The organism is Brevundimonas sp., from assembly GCF_036676055.1.
In the GTDB taxonomy this organism is placed as follows: Bacteria; Pseudomonadota; Alphaproteobacteria; order Caulobacterales; family Caulobacteraceae; genus Brevundimonas.
Genome location: NZ_JAKFDS010000056.1, coordinates 24077 through 46655 on the forward strand (window position 1 = coordinate 24077; position 22579 = coordinate 46655).

The following is a 22579-nucleotide window of genomic DNA, read 5'->3' on the forward strand; positions in this document are numbered from 1 at the left end:
AGAGATGGAAAGAGACGCCCACTACGCCGCCGTCGGCATCGCCACCGTCGCCCTTCTGGCGGCGCTCGCGGTCTTCGCCATCTGGCTGGCCCGGCTTCAGTTCAACAGCGACTACGACGTCTATGACATCGTCTTCTATGGGCCGGTGCGCGGTCTGTCCGAGGGCGGAGAGGTGCATTTCAATGGCATCCGGGTCGGCGAGGTCACCGACCTGAACCTCGACCCGAAGAAGGGCGACCAGGTTATCGCGCGGATCCGGGTCGACGGAACCACGCCGGTCCGCGTCACCTCGCGTGCGCAGCTGGAACCGCAGGGGATCACGGGACTGAACTACATCCAGATCACCGCCGGAAATCCGAACAGCGCGATCCTGAAGACGCAGTACCCGGACAATGTCGTGCCGGTGATCCAGAGCCAGCCGTCGCCGATCGCGGAACTGCTGTCGGGATCGGGCACGGTGCTGGCGCAGACGGTTGATGCGCTGAACCGGATCAACCGGGTCCTGTCGGACGACAATGTGCGGTCCTTCTCGAGCAGCCTGAAGAATATCGAGTCGCTGACCACCGAGCTGGAGGCCCGCAAGGGCATGCTGGAGCAGCTGGAGCAGGCGCTGACCCGCGCCAACTCGGCCGTGGCGGAGTATGAGGCGCTGGCGGTCAGCACGCGTCAGATCGTCGAGGGCGACGGCAAGCAGGCGGTGGCCAACATCAACGCCGCCGCCGAGGAGGCCCGAACCGCCGTGTCCGCGATCAACCGCATCGCCACGGGCGCCGAGGGTCCGATCAACGAGTTCGTCACCACCGGCCTGCCGCAGATGCAGCAGGCGATTCAGGGGCTGGAGGACGCGACCCGCTCGCTGGAGGGGTTGATCGACGAGGTGCGGTCCAGCCCGCGCGACTTCATCGGCCGCGCGCCGAGCAGGGAAATGGAGGTCCAGCCGTGATCCGTCTTTCGATCAGGAGCGCCGGCGTCGCGGTCAGCGCGCTCGCGCTGGCGGGCTGCGCCCTGCTGTCCTCGCCCGATCCGGTGCAGACCTACCGCTTCGGCGGGCCGGCCGCCGCCAGCGCGGTCGCCGAGGGGCAGTCGAACCTGCGTCAGGTCACCCTGCGCCGGGTCCAGTTTCCGGAGGCGGTGGAGGGCGACAAGATCCTCGGCGTGACCGGGACCGAAACGGCCTACATCGCCGGCGCCCGCTGGGTGTCGCCGGCCACCGACCTCTATATGGAGAGCCTGGAGAACGCCTTCGCGGCGCAGGCGACGCGGGTGCGGTTGATCGGTCCGCGGGAGCTGACCCGCGGCGAGCGGTCCCTGGACATCGACATCCGCGCCTTCGAGGCCCGCTATGAGGCGCCGGGCGCGATCCCGACCGTGGTGGTCACGGCGCGGGCGCGGCTGCTGGCCTTGCCCGACCGGACCGTCGCGGCGGAGCGGACCTTCACGGTGCAGCAGCCCGCTTCCGAGAACCGGGTCTCGGCGATCGTGGAGGCGTTCGACATCGCCACGCGGGACCTGAACACCCAGATCGTCGGCTGGACCGACGCCAACGCCGGCTGAGGGCCGGCCGGCGTCGCCGGCTGGCCTCGGCTTCGCCTACGCCTTGAGGGCTTCGGCAACGGTGTAGCTGGCCTCGGTCTTGCTCGCGACCTCCTCGAGGGTGACGCCGTCGGCCAGTTCGATCAGCTCAAGGCCCGCGCCGTTCGGCTTGACGTCGAACACGCACAGGTCGGTGATGATGCGGCTGACCACGCCCGTGCCGGTCAGGGGGAGGGTGCAAGCCTTAAGCACCTTGGATTGGCCGTGCTTGTTGGCGTGATCCATGACTACGACCACGCGCTTGACTCCGGCGACGAGGTCCATGGCCCCGCCCATGCCCTTCACCAGCTTGCCGGGGATCATCCAGTTGGCGATGTCGCCGTTCTCGGCCACTTCCATGGCCCCGAGGATGGACAGGTTGATGTGGCCGCCGCGGATCATGGCGAAACTGTCCGAGGAGCTGAAATAGCTGCTCTCCGGAATCTCGGTGATGGTCTGTTTGCCGGCGTTGATCAGGTCGGGGTCGACCTCGTTTTCATAGGGGAAGGGGCCCATGCCGAGCATGCCGTTCTCGGACTGGAGGGTGACCTCCATGCCCTCGGGGATGTAGTTGGCGACCAGGGTCGGGATGCCGATGCCCAGGTTCACATAGAAGCCGTCCTGCAGCTCTTTCGCGGCGCGTTCGGCCAGTTGTTCACGGGTGCGGGCCATTACGCGGACTCCCTCTGGCGGACGGTGCGTTGTTCGATGCGCTTTTCGGACACGGTCTGGACGATGCGGTCGACGTAGACGCCCGGGGTGTGGATGCAGTCCGGGTCCAGCGAGCCGGTCGGGACGATCTCCTCGACCTCGACGACGGTGACCTTGCCGGCCGTGGCCATCATCGGGTTGAAGTTGCGGGCGGTCTTGCGGAAGACGAGATTGCCGCGCTCGTCGGCCTTCCACGCCTTGATGATCGACAGGTCGGCGAGCAGCCCCGTCTCCATGATGTAGCGCTCACCGTTGAAGGTGCGCTCTTCCTTGCCCTCGGCGACAAGGGTGCCGACGCCAGTCTTGACGAAGAAGGCCGGGATGCCGGCGCCGCCGGCGCGGATGCGCTCGGCCAGGGTGCCCTGGGGGTTGAACTCGAGCTGGAGCTCGCCGGCCAGATACTGGCGCTCGAACTCCTTGTTCTCGCCGACGTAGGAAGAGATCATTTTCGCGATCTGACGGGTGCCGAGCAGCTGGCCGAGGCCGAAGCCGTCGACGCCGGCGTTGTTCGAGATGACGGTCAGGCCCTTGACGCCGCTGTCGCGCAGGGCGGCGATCAGGTGTTCGGGGATGCCGCACAGACCGAAGCCGCCGGACATGACGGTCATGCCGTCGAAGGTCAGACCTTCCAGGGCGGATTTGGCGTCGGGGAAGATTTTCCGCATCGCTTCCTCATTGTTTTTCACCGCCTGATGAATATCGACGGCCTTGATCGGTCTCTACGGCGGCCCGCCGGGCGGGGCAAGTGCCGGACGAGCTCCACAGCGTCGACGAGTTTTCACCCGGGTGAAACCCGGAAATTGGCGTCCGAACCGTCCGAACCGTCCGAACCGTCCGAAGTGGAGGCCGGGTCGGACGAGGTTTGCGACGCGCCCTGGGCGTGTAACGGCGGATGCGATTGTCAAAGACCAGCGACTGGCAGGCGGACAGACGGAGTATGCGCCGGCCGTTCCCTCAGGTGGAAAGATTGGTTTGAGAAAAGCGTATGTAATGGATTTTGCGGGATATTTTCCGCGTATCCAGACTATAGATTCGCGGATTGTCAGCACAGCGTCACGGTCAGCTCCCTATCGCCCTTCGCCGATGGGGAGGTGAGGCTCAGCGTCGCCCCGTTAACCTTTTTCTTCGCGTGAGGCGGGCGCGTGATGGTCAGCGAGCGGCGATCGGGTAAAAGCGGGGCCGTGGCGGAGTCACGGTGGGGGACGAGTTGCGCGCTGGCGTCAATGCATTGACGGCGACCTTCGTGGTCGGCGTGCTGGCAGGGCTGCTTTTGACGCCGGATGGTCGCCAGTGGCTGCGCCATCCCACCCTGATGCTGGGCGACCGGGCCAACGCCTCGGCCCCGCCGGCTTCGACCCCCGTCACGCCGCCGGCCGCCGTCGTCGCCGCGCCCGCCATTCCCGCCGTGACGCCATTGTCGGTGCGGCTGGCCCAGGGGCCGCTGCGGATCGGGGTGTTCGGCGACTCCATGGCCGACGGCCTCTACGCCGGCCTGTACCGCGACCTGCGCGGCGAGCCGAAGATCACGGTGACGAAATTCTCGGAGGTCTCGACCGGCCTGTCGCGCTACGACTATGTCGACATCCAGGCCAAGACGCAGCGCCAGATCGACGAGACGCCGATCGACGTGGCTGTGATCCTGTTCGGCACCAATGACGCCCAGGGCATCAGTCTGGACGGCGTCATCCACGACTTCGGAACCGAGGGCTGGAAGGCGGCCTATGCGACACGGATCGACAACCTCGTGGCCATGCTGCGGGGGCGCGATGTGGCGGTCTACTGGGTCGGTTTGCCGCGGATGAAGAGCGCCCGGTTTGACGGCCGGATGGCCCTGATCAACGGCGTGGTCGAGGCGCGGATGCGGGCGTTGGGCGTGCCGTACCTGGAGACCGCGGCCCTGACCTCGAACGAAGCCGGCGGCTACGAGGCCTATCTGCCCAACGACAGCGGCCGCAAGGTGCTGATGCGGGCCAATGACGGAATCCACATGTCGATGGCGGGCTATCTGCGGATCAGCGGACCCGTGGCGGAACGGCTGAAGCGGGACGCGGGACTGGATCGCGAGGCCGGGACGGCGTCCGCCTCGCCCGCCGGCTGAAGATGCGACGGGTGGGAGGGCTCATCGCGGCGGGCGTCTGGGCGATGGCGAGCGCGGCGGCGGGGCAGGCGGTTCCCTATCTGTCACTGGAGCGGCTGGCGCCCGGGCCCTCGGTCTGCACCGGGGGCCTGTGTCAACCAGAGGCGCTGGCCGCGGTGTTCCGCCGGTTGGCGATGACCGAGACGGGGCAGCCGACCCCGGTCGTGCAAATCCTTCAGATCGGGGACAGCCATACCGCGGGCGGCCGGATCACCGGCGCCGTCCGGGCCCGTCTGCAGGGGCGGTTCGGCTATGCCGGGGAGACCGCCGATCCCGCCTATCCGGTTGACGCGGAGGGCCTCGCCGGGGTGCGACTGCTCGAGGTCGGCCGGGTCGGCGCGACCCTGCGCGACATGGAGGGGTGGAGCGACGGCGAGGTGTCGGGCGGGCCGGAGCGCGGCGCCGCCGACCTCGTCATTCTGGCGTTCGGGACCAATGAAGGCTTCGAGGACGCGCTGGACGCGGCGGCCTATGAGTTGCTGCTGCGGAGCCAGATCGGGCGGTTGCGCCGGTTGGCGCCCGGTGCGTCGCTGATGATCCTGGGGGCGCCCGATGCGCTCCGGGCCGGCGCGGGAGGCGGCTGCAGCGCCGACGGGCTGCGGGCCCCGCCCCCGTCGCTGGCGCTGGTCCGCGACGTGCAACGGCGGATCGCCGCCGACATGGGTGTGGCGTTCTGGGACTGGCACGGACGGATGGGCGGCGACTGTTCAGCGGACCGGCTGGCCTTGCGGGTCGAGCCCTATGTGCGCGGCGACCGGGTGCATTTCACCAGCGCCGGGGCCGACTGGATCGGCGGCGTGCTGGCGGGCGACCTGCTGGCCGCCTACGACGCGTGGAAGGCGGAACAGGCCCCGGCGGGGAGCGCGGACTAGATGCTGTTCCCCACTCTGGCGTTCGGCGTCTTCTTCCTGATCGTCTATTTCACCGCCTGGTCGCTGGATCGCGAGAACGGGCGGCGCAAGCTGTTCCTGCTGCTGGCCAGCTGGTTCTTCTATGCGCAGTGGGACTGGCGCTTCGTCGGCCTGCTGATCGGTTCGGCGGTGCTCAACTGGGGCGTGGCGGCGCTGATCGCGCGGAACCGCGAGCGGGGGCGGCGGACGGGCTGGCTGGTCGGGCTGGGGGTCGCGGCCAATCTGCTGATCCTCGGCTTCTTCAAATACTACGGCTTCTTCGTCGAAGAGGCGGGCGAACTGCTGGCGCGGTTCGGCTGGGAGCGGGACCTGCCGCTGCTGCAGATCGTGCTGCCGGTGGGGATCAGCTTCTTCACCTTCCAGGGCATCAGCTACGTCGTCGACGTGCAGCGCGGGAAAACGCCGCCGGCGAAGAGCCTGCTGGACGTCATGCTGCTGATGAGCTTCTTCCCGCATCTGGTGGCGGGGCCGATCGTGCGCGCCTCGGACCTGCTGCCGCAGTTCGAGCGGACGCCGCGGCTGACGCGGGAGATGGCCACGCACGGCCTGCTGCTGATCGTCTGGGGCCTGTTCAAGAAAACGGTGATCGCCTCGGAGCTGTCGGCGCAGCTGGTCGATCCGGTGTTCTTCGATCCGACGGCCTATGGGGCGGTGGATATCGCGGCGGCGGTCTATGGCTATGCGGTCCAGATCTACTGCGATTTCTCGGCCTATTCGGACATGGCGATCGGACTGGCGGCGCTGCTGGGCTATTCCTTCCCGCGCAATTTCGACCAGCCGTACCGGGCGTCGTCGATGCAGGCCTTCTGGCGGCGCTGGCATATCAGCCTGTCCAGCTGGCTGCGGGACTACCTCTATGTGCCGCTGGGGGGCGGGCGGAAGGGGCTGATTTCCAGCTGCATCAACGTCTTCATCACCATGGTGCTGGGCGGGCTGTGGCACGGGGCGGCGCTGACCTTCCTGGCGTGGGGCGCGCTGCATGGCGGGGTGCAGGTGATCGAGCGGCTGTTCCGCGCGGCGCTGGGAGAGCGGAAGGTCATCCCGACCGTCGTCGGGGTGCTGGTCACCTTCCACATCGTCTGCCTCGGCTGGATCCTGTTCCGGGCCGAGAGCTTCGAGCTGGCGATGCAGATGCTGCAGGGGCTGGGGCGGATCGGCCCGGCAGTCATGCTGACGCCGCTGCTGCTGACGCTGATCGTCGGCGGACTGGCGATGCACTGGCTGCCGCCGCGCGCGATCGAGGGGATGGCCGGGCGGCTGAAGGCGGCGCCGTCGCTGACGCTGGGCCTGCTGATCGGGGCGGCCATACTGCTGGTCGAGGCGGTGCGGCCCGAGGGCGTGGCGCCCTTCATCTATTTCCAGTTCTAGGGCGTTGGAGGAGGCATGACGGACTATCGCGACGAGCCGCCGATCCCTCTGGAGCCGTTTCCGGTGCGTCAGGCCGAGTCGCCGTTCCCGCCGCTGGCGGAGAGCGTGGCGGCGCCTGCGGAGCCTGACCCGCCCAGCGACTGGATCGAGACGGCTGACGCCCACGACCTGCCGACCCGGGAGAACGCTTTGGCGGCGCTGGGCCGGTTCGCCTTTCCGCCGGCGCCGCCGCTGGATGACGAGGGCGTGGCGGCGCGGGACCGGCGCTGGACCAGCCGGACAGTGATGACCGCGACGGCCTTCCTGCTGGTGTTCAACGCCGTGTCGCCGCTGAACTGGGCGCGGCAGCAGCCGCCGGGCTGGGTTCCGGAGACCGTGCGTCAGCTGTCGGAAGTCTGGGCGGCGCAGCTGTCGGTGTTCGCCGTCGACCAGCCCCGGCAGGGGATGCGCGAGGTCTGGGAGGCGGCGCGGCGCGCGCGCTTCATCGGCCAGGCGCCGACCGACGCCTCGACACCGGCCGGGGATTCGTGAAACCTCCACGTTGAAGCCGGGGCGCGCACCGGTTGCGGGAGCGGGGGCGCTGGGATGAGATTGAACCGTCGGGCGGCGTTGGCCGGAGGAACGGCCGCGGCGATGCTGGGGGCCGGGAGAGCAGGGGCCCAGTCGCCGGTGCGCGTGCGCAGGGGCGCGGGCGATCTGACGGCGACCAGCGACGATGTCGTGGCCTTCGCCGAGGCGGTGCGGATCATGAAGGGCCGTCGCGACGGCCTGTCCTGGGCGCGCCAGACCCAGATCCATCACCGCGACTCGCAGCACAACAACGGCCTGTTCCTGCCGTGGCACCGGCAGCAGCTGGTCCATATGGAGCGGATCGTGGCGCGGCTGACCGGGCATGACGCCTTCGCCATGCCGTACTGGGACTGGCAGGAGCACCGCTTCCTGCCGTCGTGGGTCTGCGACAGCGACTCGCCGCTGTTCGAGCGCAACCGGGCGCGCGGGGTGGAGACGCTGGATTTCGCCGCGGCGCGGTGGGCGGAGTCGGCCTATACGGCGAAGCTGGCGTCGGACGGGTTCGACACCTTCTGCGGCAAGCTGCCGGAGGGGGCCGGGATGGTCGAGGGCTATGGCCACAACCACATCCACCAGCTGATCGGCGGGGCCATGCGGCATCCGCGCACCTCGGCCCAGGACCCGATGTTCTGGCTGCACCACAGCAATGTCGACCGGGTGTGGGCGACCTGGCATCGCAACCAGGGGCGGGACCTGTATCCGGCGGACTGGTCGGCGCTCACGGTGACGGGCTTCGTCGACGTCGAGGGGCGGCCGGTGGGCGCGCTGCCGGTGGGCGGGACGCTGGAGACGCGGCCGCTGGGCTATGACTACGACCGGCTCTACCCGTTCCCGGTGTTCAATGTGCCGGAAGGCGGGCCGCCGGGGGCGACGCGGCGGATACCGACCGGGGCGCAGAGCTGGACCGTGCGGGCCGCGGCGGCGGGCGGGGGGCGGGCGAGCCTGACCCTGCCGGACGAGGCCGTGGCGCGGATGCGGGACGCCGACGATGCGCTGATGATCGCGGGCGAGGGGGCGGTGGCGTATGCGCGCGAGGCGGCGCTGGAGGACCGGTCGCTGGAGATCCGCATGACCTGCGACGGGCGCGAGCGGTCGCTGGGGTCGTCGCCGACGTTCGTGCACCTGCCTGAGCCGGGGGCCGGCCATCACGCGCATCGCGGGCCGTATGTGCTGCCGTTCCGGTTCGGGGAGGAGGTGCTGAACCTGCTGGCCTCGGGCGACGGGCCGGCGGCGGTGACGGCGTTCGCGGAGGACCTGGCGCCCGAGCTGGCGCGGGCCGACGCGCGGGCGGAGTGGATCGAGCTGACGCTGACGCTGACGGAGACGCGCTGGGCATGAACCGCTTCCGGATTGTTGTGATGCTGATGCTGGCGGGGCTGGTCGCCGCGCCAATCGCGGGCTGTGCGCTGTTCCAGCAGGAGCCGCCGCCGGTCGTGGCCCCTCCGCCGCCGCCACCGCCGCCGCCGCCGCCTCCGCCCCCTCCGCCCGCGCCGCCGCCGGCCGAGGCGGACATGTGGCCGGACGGGATCGTGCCGATGTGTTTCCAGTCACCGACGGACGAGGACGGCTGGGCCCGCGACAAGGTGATGGAGGCGGCCGCGAGGTGGGAAGCCGTGGCGAAGGTCGATTTCGACATCCGCGCCGACTGCGCCGGCGGGGCGACCTCGGGACCGGAGCGGCGCATCCCGATCCGCATCGTCCACGACCCGGAGCTGTTCGCCTCGGCCAGCCATCTGGGGGTGAATCTGGTGCGCGGCGGGACCATCACGCTGAACGCGGAGTATCTGGTCACCAACCGCATCTGCGGGCGGCGGGGCAGCGTGGGGCGGGAGGGCTGTTTCCATGCCGACGCCCTGCACGAACTGGGGCACGGGCTGGGATTCTCGCATGACCACGTCAGCCCGCGCGCGCCGGACTGCGTGGCGCGGATGAGCACGCCGGAGCCGGTGGCGGCGGACGAGACCTATTACGACGCCGCCTCGATCATGAACTACTGCAACCCGGAGCGCTGGAAGGGCGAGCTGAGCCCGGCCGACATCTGCTCGATCCGGGCGGCCTATGGCGACCGCGAGGGCCGGCGGCCGACGCGGGCCAGCTGCTATGCGATGACAGGAGCGGCGCCGCGGCGGCCTTGACCGGCGGCGGCGGCCAACCCTAGCGTGCCGTCGCCCGTCGGACGGACCCGGGGGCTGTGGGGATTGAACATGCGTCTTCGTCGTCTCGCCCGGGCCCTGCCCGCCTTCGTGCTGATCGCCGCCATCAGCGGACCGGTGCTGGCCCAGGACGGGCTGGCCTATCAGCAGCCGCCGGCGCCGATCGCGGACATCCTGGACACGAAGCCGACGCCGACGCCGAGCCTGAGCCCGGACCGGACGACGCTGGCCCTGTACGACCGGGCCAATCTGCCGCCGATCGCCGAGCTGGCGGAGCCGATGCTGCGGCTGGCGGGCTACCGGATCAATCCGAGGAATAACGGGCCGGCCAACAGCCGGGTCAGCTGGCTGACGGGGCTGAGCTTCCAGCCGGTGGCGGGCGGACCGGCGCGGACGGTGGTCCTGCCGGCCGGGGCGCGCTTCACCTCGCCGGGCTGGTCGCCGGACGGCAAGTCGGTCGCCTTCCTGATGGATGCGCCGACGGGGCTGGAGCTGTGGATCGCGGACGTGGCCAGCGGCCAGGCGCGCAGACTGACCGACGCGCGGGTCAATGCGGCGGCGGGCGGCGCCTATGACTGGACGCCCGACAGCGCCGGGCTGGTGGTGCGGATGGTTCCGGAAGGGCGCGGCGCCGCGCCCGACGTGAGCCGCCCGCCGTCGGGGCCGATCGTCGAGGAGAGCATGGGCCGCACGGCCCCGGCGCGGACCTATCAGGACCTGCTGTCGAACAGCGGCGAGGAAGCCCTGTTCGACCACTATTTCACCTCGCAGCTGACCCTGGTTCCGCTGCAGGGGCCGGCGCGGACCCTCGGCGAGCCGGCGGTGCATCTGGGCGCGGGCGTGTCGCCTGACGGACGTTTTGTGCTGAAGACGACGGTCAAGCGGCCCTACAGCTATGTGGTGCCGGCCGCGCTGTTCCCGGCGGAGGTGTCGGTCGTCGACCTTCAGGGGCGCGAGGTGCACCGCGTCGCCGACCTGCCGCTGCGCGACAATATTCCGACGCCGTTCGACGCCACCGCGCCGGGCCCCCGCTCGGTCAGCTGGCGCGCCGACGCGCCGTCGACCCTGGTCTGGGTCGAGGCCCAGGACGGCGGCGACCCGCGCACCCCCGCCGAAGTGCGCGACCGGGTGTTCATGCTGGCCGCGCCGTTCACGGCCCCGCCGACGACCCTGGTCGACCTGAAGGAGCGCTACGCCGGGATCACCTGGGGCGACGCGGACACGGCGCTGGTCAACAGCCGCTGGTTCAACACCCGGCACGAGACCCGCCATGTGGTCGATCCGTCGAACCCGGGCGCGGGACGGGTGCTGCTGGAGCGCAACTATCAGGATCGCTACAACGACCCCGGCTTCCCGGTGACCGAGCCCAATGCGGCGGGCTTCCCGGTGGCGCGGTTCGCGTCGGACGGGCGGATTCTGATGTCCGGGGCGGGGGCGACGCGCGACGGGGAGTATCCCTTCCTCGCGGCCATGGACCTGACCAGCGGCCAGAGCGAGCGGCTGTGGACCTCGGCCAGCGGAGACTATGAGAGCATCGTCGGCATCCTCGACGATGACGCCCGGCGGCTGGTGACCCGGCGCGAGACACGCAACGACCCGCCGAACCTGTATGTCCGCAATCTGGATGCGCAGGCCCCTGACGCCCTGACGACCTTCCCCGATCCGGCCCCGCAACTGGCGGGGGTCACGCGGCAGCTGATCACCTACACCCGCGACGACGGCGTGCAGCTGTCGGGGACGCTGTATCTGCCGGCGGGCTATGACAAGGACCGGGACGGGCCGTTGCCGCTGGTGATGTGGGCCTATCCGGCCGAGTTCACCGACGCCGCCGTGGCGGGGCAGGTGGTCGACACCGCCAACCGTTTCGTGCGGCCCGGCGGCTCCAGCCACCTGTTCCTGCTGACCCAGGGCTATGCGGTGCTGGACGATCCCTCGATGCCGATTGTCGGCGCCGACGGCGCCGAGCCCAACGACACCTATATCGAGCAACTGTCAGCCAGTGCGAAGGCGGCGGTCGACGCCGTGGTGGAGATGGGCGTGGCCGACCGCGACCGGATCGCCGTCGGCGGCCACAGCTACGGCGCCTTCATGACCGCCAACCTGCTGGCCCACACCGACCTGTTCCGCACCGGCATCGCCCGCTCGGGCGCCTACAACCGCACGCTGACCCCGTTCGGCTTCCAGGCCGAGCAGCGCACCTACTGGGAGGCGACCGACACCTATACGGAGATGTCGCCCTTCACCTACGCCAACCGGGTCAATGAGCCGATCCTGCTGATCCACGGCGAGGCCGACGACAACTCGGGCACCTTCCCGGTCCAGTCCGAGCGGTTCTACGCGGCGCTGAAGGGCAACGGAGCCAATGTGCGCTACGTCGTCCTGCCGCTGGAGGCGCACGGCTACCGGGCGCGGGAGTCGGTCGGGCACACCCTGTGGGAGATGACCCGCTGGCTGGACCAGCATGTGAAGAACGCCGGACCGCGGGCGGCGAACTGAAAAAAGGGCCCGGCGTCGCCGCCGGGCCCTCCATCACACAGGGGCGGCGAGCCTAGCGCCGCTTCGCCTCGGCCGCATTGCCGGTGCCGCCGTCTGAGACGTCGCCGACGATGGGGTTCTCGGCCTGGATGCGCGGCCGGCTCTGGCGCCAGCTGTCGAAGTCGGACGAGAATTTCTGGCGGCGTTCGTTGCGCCAGTCGCTGTAGTCCTTGTCGAAAGCCGAGAGCTGCTGCTCACGCCAGTGCAGGTAGTCGGGCTCGAAGTCGTGATGCGCATGCGTCTGGCCGCCCATGCCCCGGCCGGAGCCTTCCCAGATCTGCGAGCCGGGCGCGTAGCCGTGACTGGCGTAGCCCTGACCCATGGCGCCCTGGCCATAGGGCTGACCGCCGCGGGCCGGGTCGGCGTAGCCACGGGTCATCGGCGATCCATAGGGCTCGGACAGGCCTCCGGACTGACCGCGGCTGTAGGAACCGTAGTTCTGCGCGCCATAACCCTGGCCGCCGAAATCCTGGCCGTACTGCGGGCCGCCGCCGTACGACTGGGCGCCGGTCGCGTAGCCGCCAGGTCCGGCATAGCCCCCGGTCCAGCCGGTCGAGGGACCCTGGCCGTAGCGGCTCTGCTGGTGCTGGCCGTAGCCCTGGTCCGGGCCCTCATGGCGGAAGGCCTCGGCGGTGCGGCCGCCGTCGCCGCCGCCCCAGCTGCGATATTCGTCAGGCCGCCGCTCGGCGCGCCAGTCGCCACCCTGCGGATGGCGATCGTCGTCCTCGCGACGGCCGGGCTGGTCCTGATGACGGAAGGGATTTTGCATGGTCCTGCACTCCGTTGGTTGGGACAGCAAAACCGGACGGGGCAGGGGATGTTCCGGCGCGTCCGCCCGCTCACGAAGGTGTCAGCTAAGGTCGGGGCCGTGCAACATTCCTGTTGCGCGCGCGTAGCTTATCTGGCCACGGTCATGGTTCATCGGCAGCGGGAGCGGCATGGCCTTCGACGAGATGTCAGGAGACGCGGCCGCCTATGGGGCGGACGTCCGGGAGAGCTATCGGGGGCTTGCGCGCTGGCTCGCCGAGGCTCCCGAAGGCCTGCTGCAATCGCGCTCGCGCCAGGCCGAGCTGTTCTTCCGCCGCATGGGGATCACCTTCGCCGTCTATGGCGACGCGGAATCGAGCGAGCGGCTGATCCCGTTCGACGTGGTGCCGCGCATCATCGGGGCCGCTGAGTGGGCCGGGCTGGAGGCCGGGCTGGTCCAGCGGGTCAAGGCCATCAACCTGTTTCTCGCCGACATCTACGGGCCGCAGGAGTGTCTGAAGGCCGGGGTGCTGCCGTCGGAGCTGGTGCTGACCAATCCGCACTATGCGCCGGAGATGCAGGGCCGACGGCCGCCCCGCGGGGTGTGGGTGCATATCGCCGGCGTCGATCTGGTGCGGACCGGCGAGGACGGCTTCTATGTGCTGGAGGACAATTGCCGCACGCCGTCCGGGGTCTCCTACATGCTGGAGAACCGCGAGATGATGATGCGGCTGTTCCCGGACCTGTTCGCCGACTATCCGGTGCGGCCGGTCGAGACATACGCCGACATGCTGCTGACCTCGCTCCGGGCCTGCGCGCCCGAGGCCGCGGGGGCGGACCCGACCATCGTGGTGCTGACGCCCGGGCCGTTCAACTCGGCCTACTATGAGCACAGCTTCCTGGCCGACAAGCTGGGGGTCGAACTGGTCGAGGGGCGCGATCTGTTCGTCGACGACGGCAAGGTGTTCATGCGCACGACGCAGGGACGCCAGCAGGTCGATGTGGTCTACCGCCGGATCGACGACGACTTCCTCGATCCCCTGACCTTCCGCCCGGACACGGCGCTGGGCGTGCCGGGGCTGATGACCGCCTACCAGGAAGGGACCGTGACCCTGGCCAATGCGGTCGGCACGGGCGTGGCCGACGACAAGGCGGTCTATACCTACATGCCGGAGATCATCCGCTTCTTCACCGGGGAGGAGCCGATCCTGAAGAATGTGCCGACGTGGCGGTGCCGCGAGCCGGAGGCGCTGAAGCACGTTCTGGCCAATCTCGGCGATCTGGTGGTCAAGGAGGTCGGGGGATCGGGCGGCTATGGCATGCTGGTCGGGCCGGCGGCGTCCAAAACGGAGATCGAGGCCTTCCGCAAAAGGCTGATCAACGACCCGGACGACTTCATCGCCCAGCCGACGCTGGATCTGTCGACCGCGCCCACGCTGGACAAGTCCGGCGCCCTGACGCCGCGCCACGTGGATCTGAGGCCGTTCGTCCTGTCGAGCCCGGACGGGGTGAGGGTGGCGCCCGGCGGGCTGACGCGGGTGGCGCTGAAGCCGGGCTCGCTGGTGGTCAACTCCAGCCAGGGCGGCGGGACCAAGGACACCTGGGTGCTGGACGTCTGATGCTGAGCCGCACCGCAGACGCCCTCTACTGGACCGGCCGCTATATCGAGCGGGCGGATTTTCTCGCGCGGATTCTCGAGGCCACGCTGAGGCTGGCGGCGATTCCGACGCGCGGCGACGGCGACGCCGAGACGGTGTGGGCCAGCGCCCTGGCCTCGGCGGGCGCGCCGCGGGCGCTGGGCCGGTCGCCGACCGAGAAGTCGGTGCGAGAGTTCCTCGCCTTCTCGCCCGAGAACCCGTCGTCGATCGCCGCCTGCATCACACGGGCGCGGACCAATGCGCGGTCGGTTCGGACCGCCCTGACCATCGAGCTGTGGGAGGCGATCAACGGGGCGTGGAACGGGCTGGAGGAACAGGGCCAGCCGACCCGGCGCGATGACTTCGCCCGCTTCCTCGAGTGGGTGAAGACCATGACCCTGTCGGTCGAGGGCGCGACCAGCCGGACCATGCTGCGCAACGACGGCTACTATTTCCTGCGGCTGGGGGCGGCGATCGAGCGGGCCGACAACACCGCGCGGCTGCTGGACGTGAAATACCATCTGCTGCTGCCCGAGGGCGAGCGGGTCGGGGGGCAGCTGGACTATTTCCAGTGGACCACCCTGTTGCGCGAGGTGTCGGCCCTGACGGCCTATCGCTGGGTCTATCGGGACTCGGTCAAGCCGTGGCTGGTGGCCGATCTGCTGGTGCTGAACCGGCAGATGCCGCGTTCTCTGGCCAGCTGCCAGGCCTCGATCGTGCGCTATCTGGAGCGGCTGGCCGGCGACTACGGTCGGCGGGGGCCGGCGCAGCGGCTGGCGGCGGACCGGATGCGGTCGTTCGACAATTCCCGCATCGAGGCCATCTTCCAGTCGGGGCTGCATGAATACATCCAGGCCTTCCTCGCCGAGAACGGCCGGCTGGGGCAGGCCATCCATGACCAGTATCTGAGCTGAAGCGTTGCGCATCCACATCGACCACGCCACGACCTACGCCTACGACCGGCCGGCGCGGTTCATCATCCAGACCCTGCGTCTGACGCCGCGTTCCAGCGAGGCCCAGCAGGTGCGCCACTGGGGGGTGGAGACCGACGTCGATGCACGCCTGCGCCGCTCGGAGGACGCCTTCGGCAATGTCGTCCACACCCTCTACACCGAGCAGCCGACGTCGAGCCTGACGGTGCGGGTCACCGGCGAGGTCCTCACCAGCGACACCGCCGGGGTGGTGCCGCCCGACCAGGAGACCCTGGTCCCGCAGGTGTTCCTGCGCGACACGCCCCTGACCCGCCGGGACAAGCTGATCTCGGTGTTCGCCTCGGAGTTCTCGGCCCATCCGCCGCTGGAGCGGCTGCACCGTCTGACCGCGGCGATCCATGGATCGGTGGCGTTCGAAGTCGGGGTGACGACGCCGACCCACACCGCCGCCGAGGTGCTCGCGCTCGGTCGGGGGGTCTGCCAGGACCACGCCCATGTCTTCATCGCCTGCGCCCGGCATATGGGTACGCCGGCGCGCTATGTGTCGGGCCATCTGTTGCGGAGCGACACCGAGGCCCAGGAGGCGGCGCACGCCTGGGCCGAGGCGTGGATCGACGGCCTCGGCTGGGTCGGCTTCGATCCGGCCAACGGGGTCTGCCCGACCGACCGCTATGTGCGGGTGGCGACGGGGCTGGACTATCTGGGCGCGGCGCCGGTTCGGGGCGCCAGCTACGGCGGCGGCGGCGAGCGGCTGGCGGTGACGCTGACCGTGCGTGATGCCGACATGCAACAGCGCCAGCAACAGGCCTAGACGAAGGATCGACCGGCGCGGGAATCTGTTACCGTCCCCGGATGACGGATGCAGGCGTGAGTCGAGGCGTCGCATGACCTACTGCGTGGGCATGCTGGTCGAGGAGGGGTTGGCGATGATCGCCGACACCCGGACCAATGCGGGCGTCGACAACATCTCGTCCTATCGCAAGCTGCATGTCGTCGATCGCCCCGGCGAGCGGGTGCTGGGCATCTGCACCGCGGGCAATCTGTCGGTGACCCAGACCGCCCTGGCCATGGCCCGCGAGGGGGTCCACCTGCACGTCGGCGAAGAGCCGGACACGCTGGAGACGGCGCCGACCCTGTTCCGCTGCGCCCAGCTGCTGGGCCACGCCCTGCGCGAGACGCGGCTGTCCATCGCCCCGGCCATGCAAGCCGACAGCCTGAACACCTCGGCCAGCATGCTGCTGGGCGGCCAGATCGCCAACGGCGAGATCGGCCTGTACCTGATCTACAGCCAGGGCAATTTCATCGAATGCGGGCGGGACACGCCCTATCTGCAGATCGGCGAGCTGAAATACGGCAAGCCGATCCTCGAGAGCGGGCTGGCGTACGACACGCCGCTGGCCGAGGCGGTCAAGCTGGGGCTGATCTCGTTCTCGACCACCATGCGGTCGAACGTGGCCGTCGGGGCGCCGTTCGACATGCTGACGCTGAAGCGGGGCTTCCTGAGCGGCGATGTGCGGCGGATCGAGGAAGACGACCCCTATTTCAACGACCTGCACGAGCAGTGGACCCGCGCCCAAGCGGCGGCCCGTCGCTCGATGCCGCAGCCGCCCTGGATGGGCGCCGCGCCGAGGCTGGCGGCCAGCCGGGGCTGAGGAAGGGACGATGGTGGGTGATCACGGGCTCGAACCGTGGACCCGCTGATTAAGAGAAATCACGAATCCACTGAGGAGCAATGGTGGCGGGCACGTTTCAATTAAAAACCGGGCGAAAGCGGGTATATTCGGGCCTAGCGGGCGACAAAGTCTCACGTGAGACCTGACGTCATGGCATCCCGCATGATTTACAAAAGGCGTTTAAGCCAACTTTGGCCGCTAGAGAGAACAACAACGCAATCACCGGAATGATGGCCGCCGCTGCCAAGCCGACGTACGGGGATATCGCAGCTGCGACAGCGGCGACGAGCCCAATCTTTCCGTGCGTTTTCCAGATGGCCTCAGCTTGAGTTCGCTCAGCCTGATATTTGGCATCACCGCAGACGAACGCGATAACTTCAGCTTTCACGTTGGCATAAAAGCTCTGCATTGGCCCGCCTACGCCAAAGCCGGAGGTTGTTGAGGCACCGACTTTGGAGAGCCAGATTTCAGCGACCTGCTCCTCAGTGGATCCGTCATCGACCAGCTGCCTGATGAGAGTGGCCTGCACAGCAGGTACCGCGTCCAGCCAACCTTCTTCTGTAAGTTCGATTTGAAGCATCACAGCATCCCCGTGATGTACTCGGCGGACACCGCATGAGTTGTCTGATGCAAAGTCTGGGGGTCGATGCCACCAAGCGAAATGCCGCCGGTGCTTCCGGCCGGGGAATAGCCACCGACGATCATGGCGCAAACGCTGCGACCGTCTCCCGTGAACACAGGACCCCCTGATTGTCCGGGTCGTGTCTGCGTATTGAGCACAAGGTGCTTTACCTTCACGCTCTCTGCGCCGAGCAGCACTCGCGCGCCGACCATGCTCGATTGCTGTGTCAGGACCAGCCTGCCGTGGTCTGCATGGGGGTAGCCTAGACTGACAACAGGCGATCCAGACCCCACTTGGTCTGATCCACCAAGGTTATAGGTGAAGGTCACAGATCCGGAGTTCACGAGCTCGAGGATGCAAATGTCGTGGATAGGATTGTAGTTCGCGATTTTGAGGTCGAACGACTGAGCGGACATGTCTGTTGTGTCTTGGTAGTCTGAGAGAGCATCTGCGCGCCCAATGATCGCGACCAGTCCCGCGTCTACCGGACCTGTCACATGCGCGGCCGTAGCAAACTGCCGGGGACCGACAGCGAAGCATGTGCCGAGAGGCACCAGCGCTCCTCCCGCGCCTTTGCGCGCCAGCGGCACCACAACTCTACCAATATGTGCATCCATCAGAATTCCCCCATGGCGATGATGCTCCCGCAAAGTTCGGGGGCAAGCAAGCCTTTGCGAGTTGCCCGACGCCAGGTCTCACTACGTCAGGGCCGCAGACAGCCTGCCTTCCGGGGAGGCGAATTTGGATGCCGGCGCCGAAGCTCACAAAACAGCGGGGCAACTTGTGAGTAACGTCGCTACGCCAACCCGATATTCAGCTTGTATTTGAAGTAGTTGACGATGGTGGGTGATGTAGGGTTCGAACCTACGACCCGCTGATTAAGAGTCAGCTGCTCTACCAACTGAGCTAATCACCCGGACCATGCGTCGGCGCGTCCCGCAGGACGGCGGCTCCGGGGGCGGCGGACCGTCTCCGAAGGGCGCTCCTGATACTGACTCGCCCCCCTCGGCGCAAGCGTCCATTTCATGGCGTCCGGCGGCGCGCTAGGCTGGGCCGGAATCAGGGCGGGGCGGCATGGCGAGACGGGATTTGTCAGGCGCGGTCGATTTCGGCGTGCTGGAGCGGATGACCGGCGGCGACGACGGGGTCGGCGAAGAGATCCTGGGCCTGTTCGCCCAGCAGGCGGCGCTGTGGTCGCCGATGCTGGACGTGCGCGAAGACGGCTGGCGCGACGCGGTGCACACCATCCGGGGCGCGGCGGCGGGGATCGGGGCCGGGGCGCTGGCGGACGCCTGCGCGGCGGCCGAGGCGGAAGACAAGGCGGGCGCGCCGCCGTTGCTGGATCGGGTGCGGGACGCGCTCGACGCCGCCTTGGCCGATGTGGCCGCCTGGCGGCACGAACTGATGTTGAGATCGCTGAAGCGCTAGGACCGCGTGCGGTCGAACGTCTCGAACTCGTGGGCGATGCAGCGGTCGATCAGGGTGCGCCAGACGGGCTCGGCGATGGCCGGCGACAGTCCGGCGGGGCCGGCGGCGGCGAGCACCTTGCGCACCACATCCTCGATGCGGGCGTCGTCGTGGACGACGGAGCGGTCCGGCTTGATGCGGGCGGCGGCGTCCATGTAGCGCTGGCGCTCGGCCAGCAGGGCGACGAGGGCGCGGTCGAGGGCGTCGACGCCGTGGCGGACCTCGGCCATCGACAGGCAGGCCTCGGGGGCGACCCGGGCGTCGACGGCGACTACGGTCGGGGCTTCTTTCACATCAACCGACAAAGGCGCGCTCCAGCACATAGTCGCCCGGTTCGGCGTTCGAGCCTTCCTTGAGGCCGTACCCTTCGAGCAGTTCGGCCGTTTCCTTGATCATCGCCATCGAGCCGCACAGCATGACCCGGTCGGTTTCAGGGGAGAAGCCGGGGGGCAGGCCGAGGTCGGCGAACAGGGCGCCGGAGCGGATGCGGTCGGTGATGCGGCCGGGGGTCTCGAACGGCTCGCGGGTCACGGTCGGATAGTAGGTCAGCTGGGCCCTGGCCTCGTCGCCGATCAGGGGATCGTCGTGGATGCCCGAGGTGAAGAAGTCGCGGTAGCTGAGGTCGGCGACGTTTCGCACCGTGTGGCAGACGATGACACGGCCAAAGCGGCTGTAGGTGTCGGGATCGCGGGCCACCGACAGCCACGGGGCCAGGCCGGTGCCGGTGCCGATCAGCCACAGGCGCTCGCCGCCGGTCAGGGCGTCCAGCACCAGGGTGCCGGTCGGCTTCTTGCCCATCAGCACCGTGTCGCCGGGCTGGATCTTCTGCAGCCGCGAGGTCAGGGGGCCGTCGGGCACCTTGATCGACAGAAACTCCAGCGCCTCGTCCCAGCTGGGGCTGGCGATGGAATAGGCGCGCAGGATCGGCTTGCCGCCGTCCTCGCCGGGCAGGCCGAGCATGACGAACTCGCCGGAGCGGAAGCGGAAATCCTCGGGCCGGCGGATGCGGAAGCTGAACAGCTGGTCGGTCCAGTGGTGGACCCACAGCACTTCCAGCTCGTGGAAGGGCGAGGCTTTCGCGGGCGGGGCGGAGACGGCGACGTCGGTCATCGGGGGCTTATTAGGGGGCGGAAGGCCGAGGGGGAAGGGATGCGGCGTCGCGGGCGGGGAACAAGGGGATGACGGCGCCGGGATTCGCCTCTAGCGTCGCCGCCATGCGCAACATTCTCCTCGCCTCCACCCTGTTCCTCGCGGCCCAGTCGCCGTTCACCGCCGCCCACGCCCAAGGCGTGCCGCAGTCCTCTGACCCGGCGGTGCTGACGCCCGAGCGGGTGTTCGCCAATCCGTCGCTGGCGGGGCCGGTGGCCAAGGGCGTGTCCCTGTCGCCCGACGGCGAGCTGGTGGCCTTCCTGAGGTCGCGGGAGGACGACGTCGATGTGCTGGACCTGTGGGCCGCGCCGACCGGCGAGGGCGAGCCGTTCAAGCTGATCGACGCCCGGGCGCTGGTTCCGGACGCCGGCGAGTTGTCGGAGGCCGAGAAGGCGCGGCGCGAGCGGATGCGGATCAGCGCCCGCGGCGTGGTCGAATATTCGTGGGACGAGCAGGGCCGCTATATCCTCGCCCCGCTGGAGGGCGACGTCTTCCTGGCCGAGCGGGAGGGCGGGGCGGTGCGCCGGCTGACCGAGACCGAGGCCGACGAGATCGACGCCAAGGTGTCGCCCGACGGGAACTACGTCTCATGGGTCCGGGATCAGGATCTGGTGGTCTATGATCTCGCCGCGAACCGCGAGACGGCGGTGACCACGGACGGCGAGGGCCTGATCACCTGGGCCACGGCGGAGTTCATCGCCCAGGAGGAGATGGATCGCGACACCGGCTATTGGTGGAGCCCCGACGAGCGCTACATCGCCCTGCAGCGGACCGATGAATCGACGGTCGACGTCATCCCGCGGCTGGACATCACCGGCGGCGGGGCGAGCGTGATCGAGCAGCGCTATCCGCGCGCCGGCCGGCCCAATGCGGTGGTCGAACTGTATGTGCACGACCGCCAGACCGGGCGGCGGACCAAGGTCGATCTGGGCGCGAACACGGACATCTATCTGGCCCGGGTGAACTGGTCGGCGGACGGCGGGACGCTGTACGTGCAGCGCCAGTCGCGCGACCAGAAGACGCTGGACCTGCTGAGCGTCGACCCGGCGACGGGCGCGTCGAAGGTGATCGTGACGCAGCGCTCGGACGCCTGGGTTCCGCTGAACCACGACTTCAAGGCGCTGGACGACGGGACCTTCATCTGGTCGTCCGAGGAGAGCGGCTGGAAACACCTGTATCTGTACGATCGCGACGGTCGTCGCCTCCGGGCCATCACCAGCGGCGACTGGCCGGTCAAGGCGCTGAACGGCGTCAATCAGGAGACCGGCGAGGTCTTCTTCACCGCGTCGATGCGCGACGGTCAGGAACTGCCGATCGAGCAACAGCTGTTCCGCACCAGCCTGCGCGAGGCCATGACGCCCGTGGCCGTGACCCCGGCCGGCGGCTGGTGGAGCGCCTCGGTCAACCGCACGGGCACCGCCTTCGTCGGCAACTATTCAGACCTGAACACGCCCTCGCAGTCGGGCCTGTATCGCGCCGACGGGACCTTCGTGCGCTGGATCGAACAGAACCGGCTGGACGCGACCCACCCCTACTGGCCGTACGCCTCGCGGCGGGGCGAGGTGACCTTCGGCACGCTGGAGAGCCACGGGGAAACCCTGGTCTGGCAGATGACCACGCCGCCGGGGTTCGACGCCTCGAAGAGCTATCCGGTGGTCATGCAGGTCTATGGCGGACCGTCGGGCGGCGGGGTCAAGCGGGCTTGGCAATCGGCCAACAATCAACTGTTGACTGAGGCCGGCTACATCGTCTTCCGGCTCGACAACCGCGGCGAGGGCGACCGCTCGGCGGCGTTCAAACAGGCCCTGCATCTGAAGATGGGGCAGCCTGAGATCGAAGATCAGGTTCTGGCGGCGAACTATCTGAGATCATTGCCATTCGTGGATGACGACCGCATCGCCATGATGGGCTGGTCCTATGGCGGCTTCATGAGCCTGATGGCGATCACCGAGCCGAAGATGGGCCTGGCCTCGGCCATCGCCGGCGCGCCGCCGACCGAGTGGAGCCTGTACGACACCCATTACACCGAGCGGTTCATGTCGACGCCGGAACTGAACGTCGAGGGCTATGCGGCCTCGGACGCGATTCCGCGCCTGCCGAACATGACCGGGCGGCTGTTGTTGCTGCATGGCATGGCCGACGACAATGTGATCTTCGAGAACTCCACGCGGGTCATCAACGCCTTGCAGGAGAACAGCCAGCCGTTCGAGATGATGCTCTATCCGGGGCAGCGTCACGGCGTGCGGGGCAATGAAAGGCAACTTCAGCAATGGCGTACGTATCTGGACTTCCTCGACCGGACGATCGGGTCGCGGGCGCCCGCCGCGCAGGACTGATCGGCGGCGCCGCGCTCGTCCTCGCCTTGGCGGGGGCCGCGACGTCCGACGCCGCCGCG

Annotated in this window: 22 protein-coding genes and 1 tRNA gene; 15 read left to right on the forward strand and 8 right to left on the reverse strand. The window is 68.8% G+C overall.

What is annotated here, in order from left to right; all coding sequences use genetic code 11:
- Positions 1 to 4 precede the first annotated feature (4 nt).
- Both V6M45_RS09955 and V6M45_RS09960 read left to right on the forward strand, forming a co-directional pair.
- Positions 5 to 943, forward strand: a complete 939-nt coding sequence (locus V6M45_RS09955; protein WP_332655994.1) for an MlaD family protein — start codon at positions 5 to 7, stop codon at positions 941 to 943.
- The gene (locus tag V6M45_RS09960; protein ID WP_332655996.1) at positions 940 to 1554 is read left to right on the forward strand and encodes an ABC-type transport auxiliary lipoprotein family protein; all 615 of its coding nucleotides are present in this window, start codon (positions 940 to 942) and stop codon (positions 1552 to 1554) included. Before V6M45_RS09955 ends, V6M45_RS09960 begins: the two co-directional genes overlap by 4 nt.
- Before the next feature lie 36 nt (positions 1555 to 1590).
- Here V6M45_RS09960 and V6M45_RS09965 read toward each other — a convergent pair whose 3' ends face one another.
- On the reverse strand, positions 1591 to 2244 hold the full coding sequence (locus V6M45_RS09965) for a 3-oxoacid CoA-transferase subunit B (RefSeq protein ID WP_332655998.1): 654 nt from the start codon (positions 2242 to 2244) through the stop codon (positions 1591 to 1593).
- Positions 2244 to 2948: a CoA transferase subunit A gene (locus V6M45_RS09970; protein ID WP_332655999.1), complete on the reverse strand. Its 705-nt coding sequence runs from the start codon at positions 2946 to 2948 to the stop codon at positions 2244 to 2246. The genes V6M45_RS09965 and V6M45_RS09970 overlap by 1 nt, the downstream gene beginning before the upstream one ends.
- A 530-nt stretch (positions 2949 to 3478) precedes the next feature.
- On the opposite strand from V6M45_RS09970, the gene V6M45_RS09975 reads away from it, so the two are divergent.
- The 7 genes from V6M45_RS09975 to V6M45_RS10005 all read left to right on the forward strand — a co-directional run bounded on the left by V6M45_RS09975 (position 3479) and on the right by V6M45_RS10005 (position 11918).
- Positions 3479 to 4381 (forward strand): SGNH/GDSL hydrolase family protein, encoded by a 903-nt coding sequence (locus V6M45_RS09975; RefSeq protein WP_332656001.1) that lies wholly within the window; start codon positions 3479 to 3481, stop codon positions 4379 to 4381.
- Between the two features lie 11 nt (positions 4382 to 4392).
- Positions 4393 to 5292, forward strand: coding sequence for a GDSL-type esterase/lipase family protein (locus tag V6M45_RS09980; protein WP_332656003.1), 900 nt, complete (start codon positions 4393 to 4395; stop codon positions 5290 to 5292).
- Positions 5293 to 6699 (forward strand): MBOAT family O-acyltransferase, encoded by a 1407-nt coding sequence (locus V6M45_RS09985; protein ID WP_332656005.1) that lies wholly within the window; start codon positions 5293 to 5295, stop codon positions 6697 to 6699.
- 15 nt (positions 6700 to 6714) lie between these two features.
- The gene (locus V6M45_RS09990; protein WP_332656006.1) at positions 6715 to 7230 is read left to right on the forward strand and encodes a hypothetical protein; all 516 of its coding nucleotides are present in this window, start codon (positions 6715 to 6717) and stop codon (positions 7228 to 7230) included.
- A 54-nt stretch (positions 7231 to 7284) separates the two neighbouring features.
- Entirely contained in the window at positions 7285 to 8607 is a 1323-nt protein-coding gene (locus V6M45_RS09995; RefSeq protein WP_332656008.1) for a tyrosinase family protein, read from the forward strand.
- Entirely contained in the window at positions 8604 to 9404 is an 801-nt protein-coding gene (locus tag V6M45_RS10000; protein ID WP_332656010.1) for a hypothetical protein, read from the forward strand. Before V6M45_RS09995 ends, V6M45_RS10000 begins: the two co-directional genes overlap by 4 nt.
- A gap of 69 nt (positions 9405 to 9473) precedes the next feature.
- Positions 9474 to 11918: an alpha/beta hydrolase family protein gene (locus V6M45_RS10005; RefSeq protein ID WP_332656012.1), complete on the forward strand. Its 2445-nt coding sequence runs from the start codon at positions 9474 to 9476 to the stop codon at positions 11916 to 11918.
- A 52-nt stretch (positions 11919 to 11970) separates the two neighbouring features.
- Here V6M45_RS10005 and V6M45_RS10010 read toward each other — a convergent pair whose 3' ends face one another.
- Complete coding sequence (locus V6M45_RS10010) at positions 11971 to 12726, reverse strand: hypothetical protein (protein ID WP_332656014.1); 756 nt, start codon at positions 12724 to 12726, stop codon at positions 11971 to 11973.
- A 169-nt stretch (positions 12727 to 12895) separates the two neighbouring features.
- Here V6M45_RS10010 and V6M45_RS10015 point away from each other — a divergent pair, with 169 nt between their 5' ends.
- The 4 genes from V6M45_RS10015 (at position 12896) to V6M45_RS10030 (ending at position 16925) form a co-directional block, all read left to right on the forward strand.
- A complete protein-coding gene (locus V6M45_RS10015; RefSeq protein WP_332656016.1) occupies positions 12896 to 14323 on the forward strand; it encodes a circularly permuted type 2 ATP-grasp protein in 1428 nt (475 codons plus the stop codon).
- Positions 14323 to 15255 (forward strand): alpha-E domain-containing protein, encoded by a 933-nt coding sequence (locus V6M45_RS10020; protein WP_332656018.1) that lies wholly within the window; start codon positions 14323 to 14325, stop codon positions 15253 to 15255. The genes V6M45_RS10015 and V6M45_RS10020 overlap by 1 nt, the downstream gene beginning before the upstream one ends.
- Positions 15256 to 15259: 4 nt before the next feature.
- A complete protein-coding gene (locus V6M45_RS10025; RefSeq protein ID WP_332656020.1) occupies positions 15260 to 16084 on the forward strand; it encodes a transglutaminase family protein in 825 nt (274 codons plus the stop codon).
- Between the two features lie 73 nt (positions 16085 to 16157).
- Positions 16158 to 16925 (forward strand): peptidase, encoded by a 768-nt coding sequence (locus tag V6M45_RS10030; protein ID WP_332656021.1) that lies wholly within the window; start codon positions 16158 to 16160, stop codon positions 16923 to 16925.
- A gap of 169 nt (positions 16926 to 17094) precedes the next feature.
- On the opposite strand, the gene V6M45_RS10035 is transcribed toward V6M45_RS10030, so the two are convergent.
- The 3 genes from V6M45_RS10035 to V6M45_RS10045 all read right to left on the reverse strand — a co-directional run bounded on the left by V6M45_RS10035 (position 17095) and on the right by V6M45_RS10045 (position 18484).
- Positions 17095 to 17526 (reverse strand): hypothetical protein, encoded by a 432-nt coding sequence (locus V6M45_RS10035; RefSeq protein WP_332656022.1) that lies wholly within the window; start codon positions 17524 to 17526, stop codon positions 17095 to 17097.
- Positions 17526 to 18185, reverse strand: coding sequence for a S1 family peptidase (locus V6M45_RS10040; protein WP_332656023.1), 660 nt, complete (start codon positions 18183 to 18185; stop codon positions 17526 to 17528). Before V6M45_RS10040 ends, V6M45_RS10035 begins: the two co-directional genes overlap by 1 nt.
- A 223-nt stretch (positions 18186 to 18408) precedes the next feature.
- Positions 18409 to 18484, reverse strand: a tRNA-Lys gene (locus V6M45_RS10045).
- Between the two features lie 158 nt (positions 18485 to 18642).
- Between V6M45_RS10045 and V6M45_RS10050 the strand changes: the two genes are divergently transcribed.
- Complete coding sequence (locus V6M45_RS10050; protein WP_332656026.1) at positions 18643 to 18996, forward strand: Hpt domain-containing protein; 354 nt, start codon at positions 18643 to 18645, stop codon at positions 18994 to 18996.
- On the opposite strand, the gene V6M45_RS10055 is transcribed toward V6M45_RS10050, so the two are convergent.
- Positions 18993 to 19358 (reverse strand): chorismate mutase, encoded by a 366-nt coding sequence (locus tag V6M45_RS10055; RefSeq protein ID WP_332656029.1) that lies wholly within the window; start codon positions 19356 to 19358, stop codon positions 18993 to 18995. The two genes, V6M45_RS10050 and V6M45_RS10055, sit on opposite strands and share 4 nt — an antisense overlap.
- Complete coding sequence (locus V6M45_RS10060; protein ID WP_332656032.1) at positions 19330 to 20145, reverse strand: ferredoxin--NADP reductase; 816 nt, start codon at positions 20143 to 20145, stop codon at positions 19330 to 19332. Before V6M45_RS10060 ends, V6M45_RS10055 begins: the two co-directional genes overlap by 29 nt.
- A 104-nt stretch (positions 20146 to 20249) precedes the next feature.
- Here V6M45_RS10060 and V6M45_RS10065 point away from each other — a divergent pair, with 104 nt between their 5' ends.
- Positions 20250 to 22520 (forward strand): S9 family peptidase, encoded by a 2271-nt coding sequence (locus tag V6M45_RS10065; RefSeq protein ID WP_332656034.1) that lies wholly within the window; start codon positions 20250 to 20252, stop codon positions 22518 to 22520.
- Positions 22521 to 22579: the final 59 nt, after the last annotated feature.

Bases quoted from the DNA above. Each gene is read 5' to 3' on its own strand.
- V6M45_RS10065 (WP_332656034.1), top strand. From the start codon at position 20,250: ATGCGCAACATTCTCCTCGCCTCCACCCTGTTCCTCGCGGCCCAGTCG.
- V6M45_RS09955 (WP_332655994.1), top strand. From the start codon at position 5: ATGGAAAGAGACGCCCACTACGCCGCCGTCGGCATCGCCACCGTCGCC.
- V6M45_RS09990 (WP_332656006.1), top strand. From the start codon at position 6,715: ATGACGGACTATCGCGACGAGCCGCCGATCCCTCTGGAGCCGTTTCCG.
- V6M45_RS10020 (WP_332656018.1), top strand. From the start codon at position 14,323: ATGCTGAGCCGCACCGCAGACGCCCTCTACTGGACCGGCCGCTATATC.
- V6M45_RS10060 (WP_332656032.1), bottom strand. From the start codon at position 20,145: ATGACCGACGTCGCCGTCTCCGCCCCGCCCGCGAAAGCCTCGCCCTTC.
- V6M45_RS10030 (WP_332656021.1), top strand. From the start codon at position 16,158: ATGACCTACTGCGTGGGCATGCTGGTCGAGGAGGGGTTGGCGATGATC.
- V6M45_RS09995 (WP_332656008.1), top strand. From the start codon at position 7,285: ATGAGATTGAACCGTCGGGCGGCGTTGGCCGGAGGAACGGCCGCGGCG.
- V6M45_RS09965 (WP_332655998.1), bottom strand. From the start codon at position 2,244: ATGGCCCGCACCCGTGAACAACTGGCCGAACGCGCCGCGAAAGAGCTG.
- V6M45_RS10050 (WP_332656026.1), top strand. From the start codon at position 18,643: ATGGCGAGACGGGATTTGTCAGGCGCGGTCGATTTCGGCGTGCTGGAG.
- V6M45_RS10035 (WP_332656022.1), bottom strand. From the start codon at position 17,526: ATGCTTCAAATCGAACTTACAGAAGAAGGTTGGCTGGACGCGGTACCT.
- V6M45_RS10005 (WP_332656012.1), top strand. From the start codon at position 9,474: ATGCGTCTTCGTCGTCTCGCCCGGGCCCTGCCCGCCTTCGTGCTGATC.
- V6M45_RS10015 (WP_332656016.1), top strand. From the start codon at position 12,896: ATGGCCTTCGACGAGATGTCAGGAGACGCGGCCGCCTATGGGGCGGAC.
- V6M45_RS10040 (WP_332656023.1), bottom strand. From the start codon at position 18,185: ATGGATGCACATATTGGTAGAGTTGTGGTGCCGCTGGCGCGCAAAGGC.
- V6M45_RS09985 (WP_332656005.1), top strand. From the start codon at position 5,293: ATGCTGTTCCCCACTCTGGCGTTCGGCGTCTTCTTCCTGATCGTCTAT.
- V6M45_RS10010 (WP_332656014.1), bottom strand. From the start codon at position 12,726: ATGCAAAATCCCTTCCGTCATCAGGACCAGCCCGGCCGTCGCGAGGAC.
- V6M45_RS10000 (WP_332656010.1), top strand. From the start codon at position 8,604: ATGAACCGCTTCCGGATTGTTGTGATGCTGATGCTGGCGGGGCTGGTC.
- V6M45_RS09970 (WP_332655999.1), bottom strand. From the start codon at position 2,948: ATGCGGAAAATCTTCCCCGACGCCAAATCCGCCCTGGAAGGTCTGACC.
- V6M45_RS10055 (WP_332656029.1), bottom strand. From the start codon at position 19,358: ATGTGCTGGAGCGCGCCTTTGTCGGTTGATGTGAAAGAAGCCCCGACC.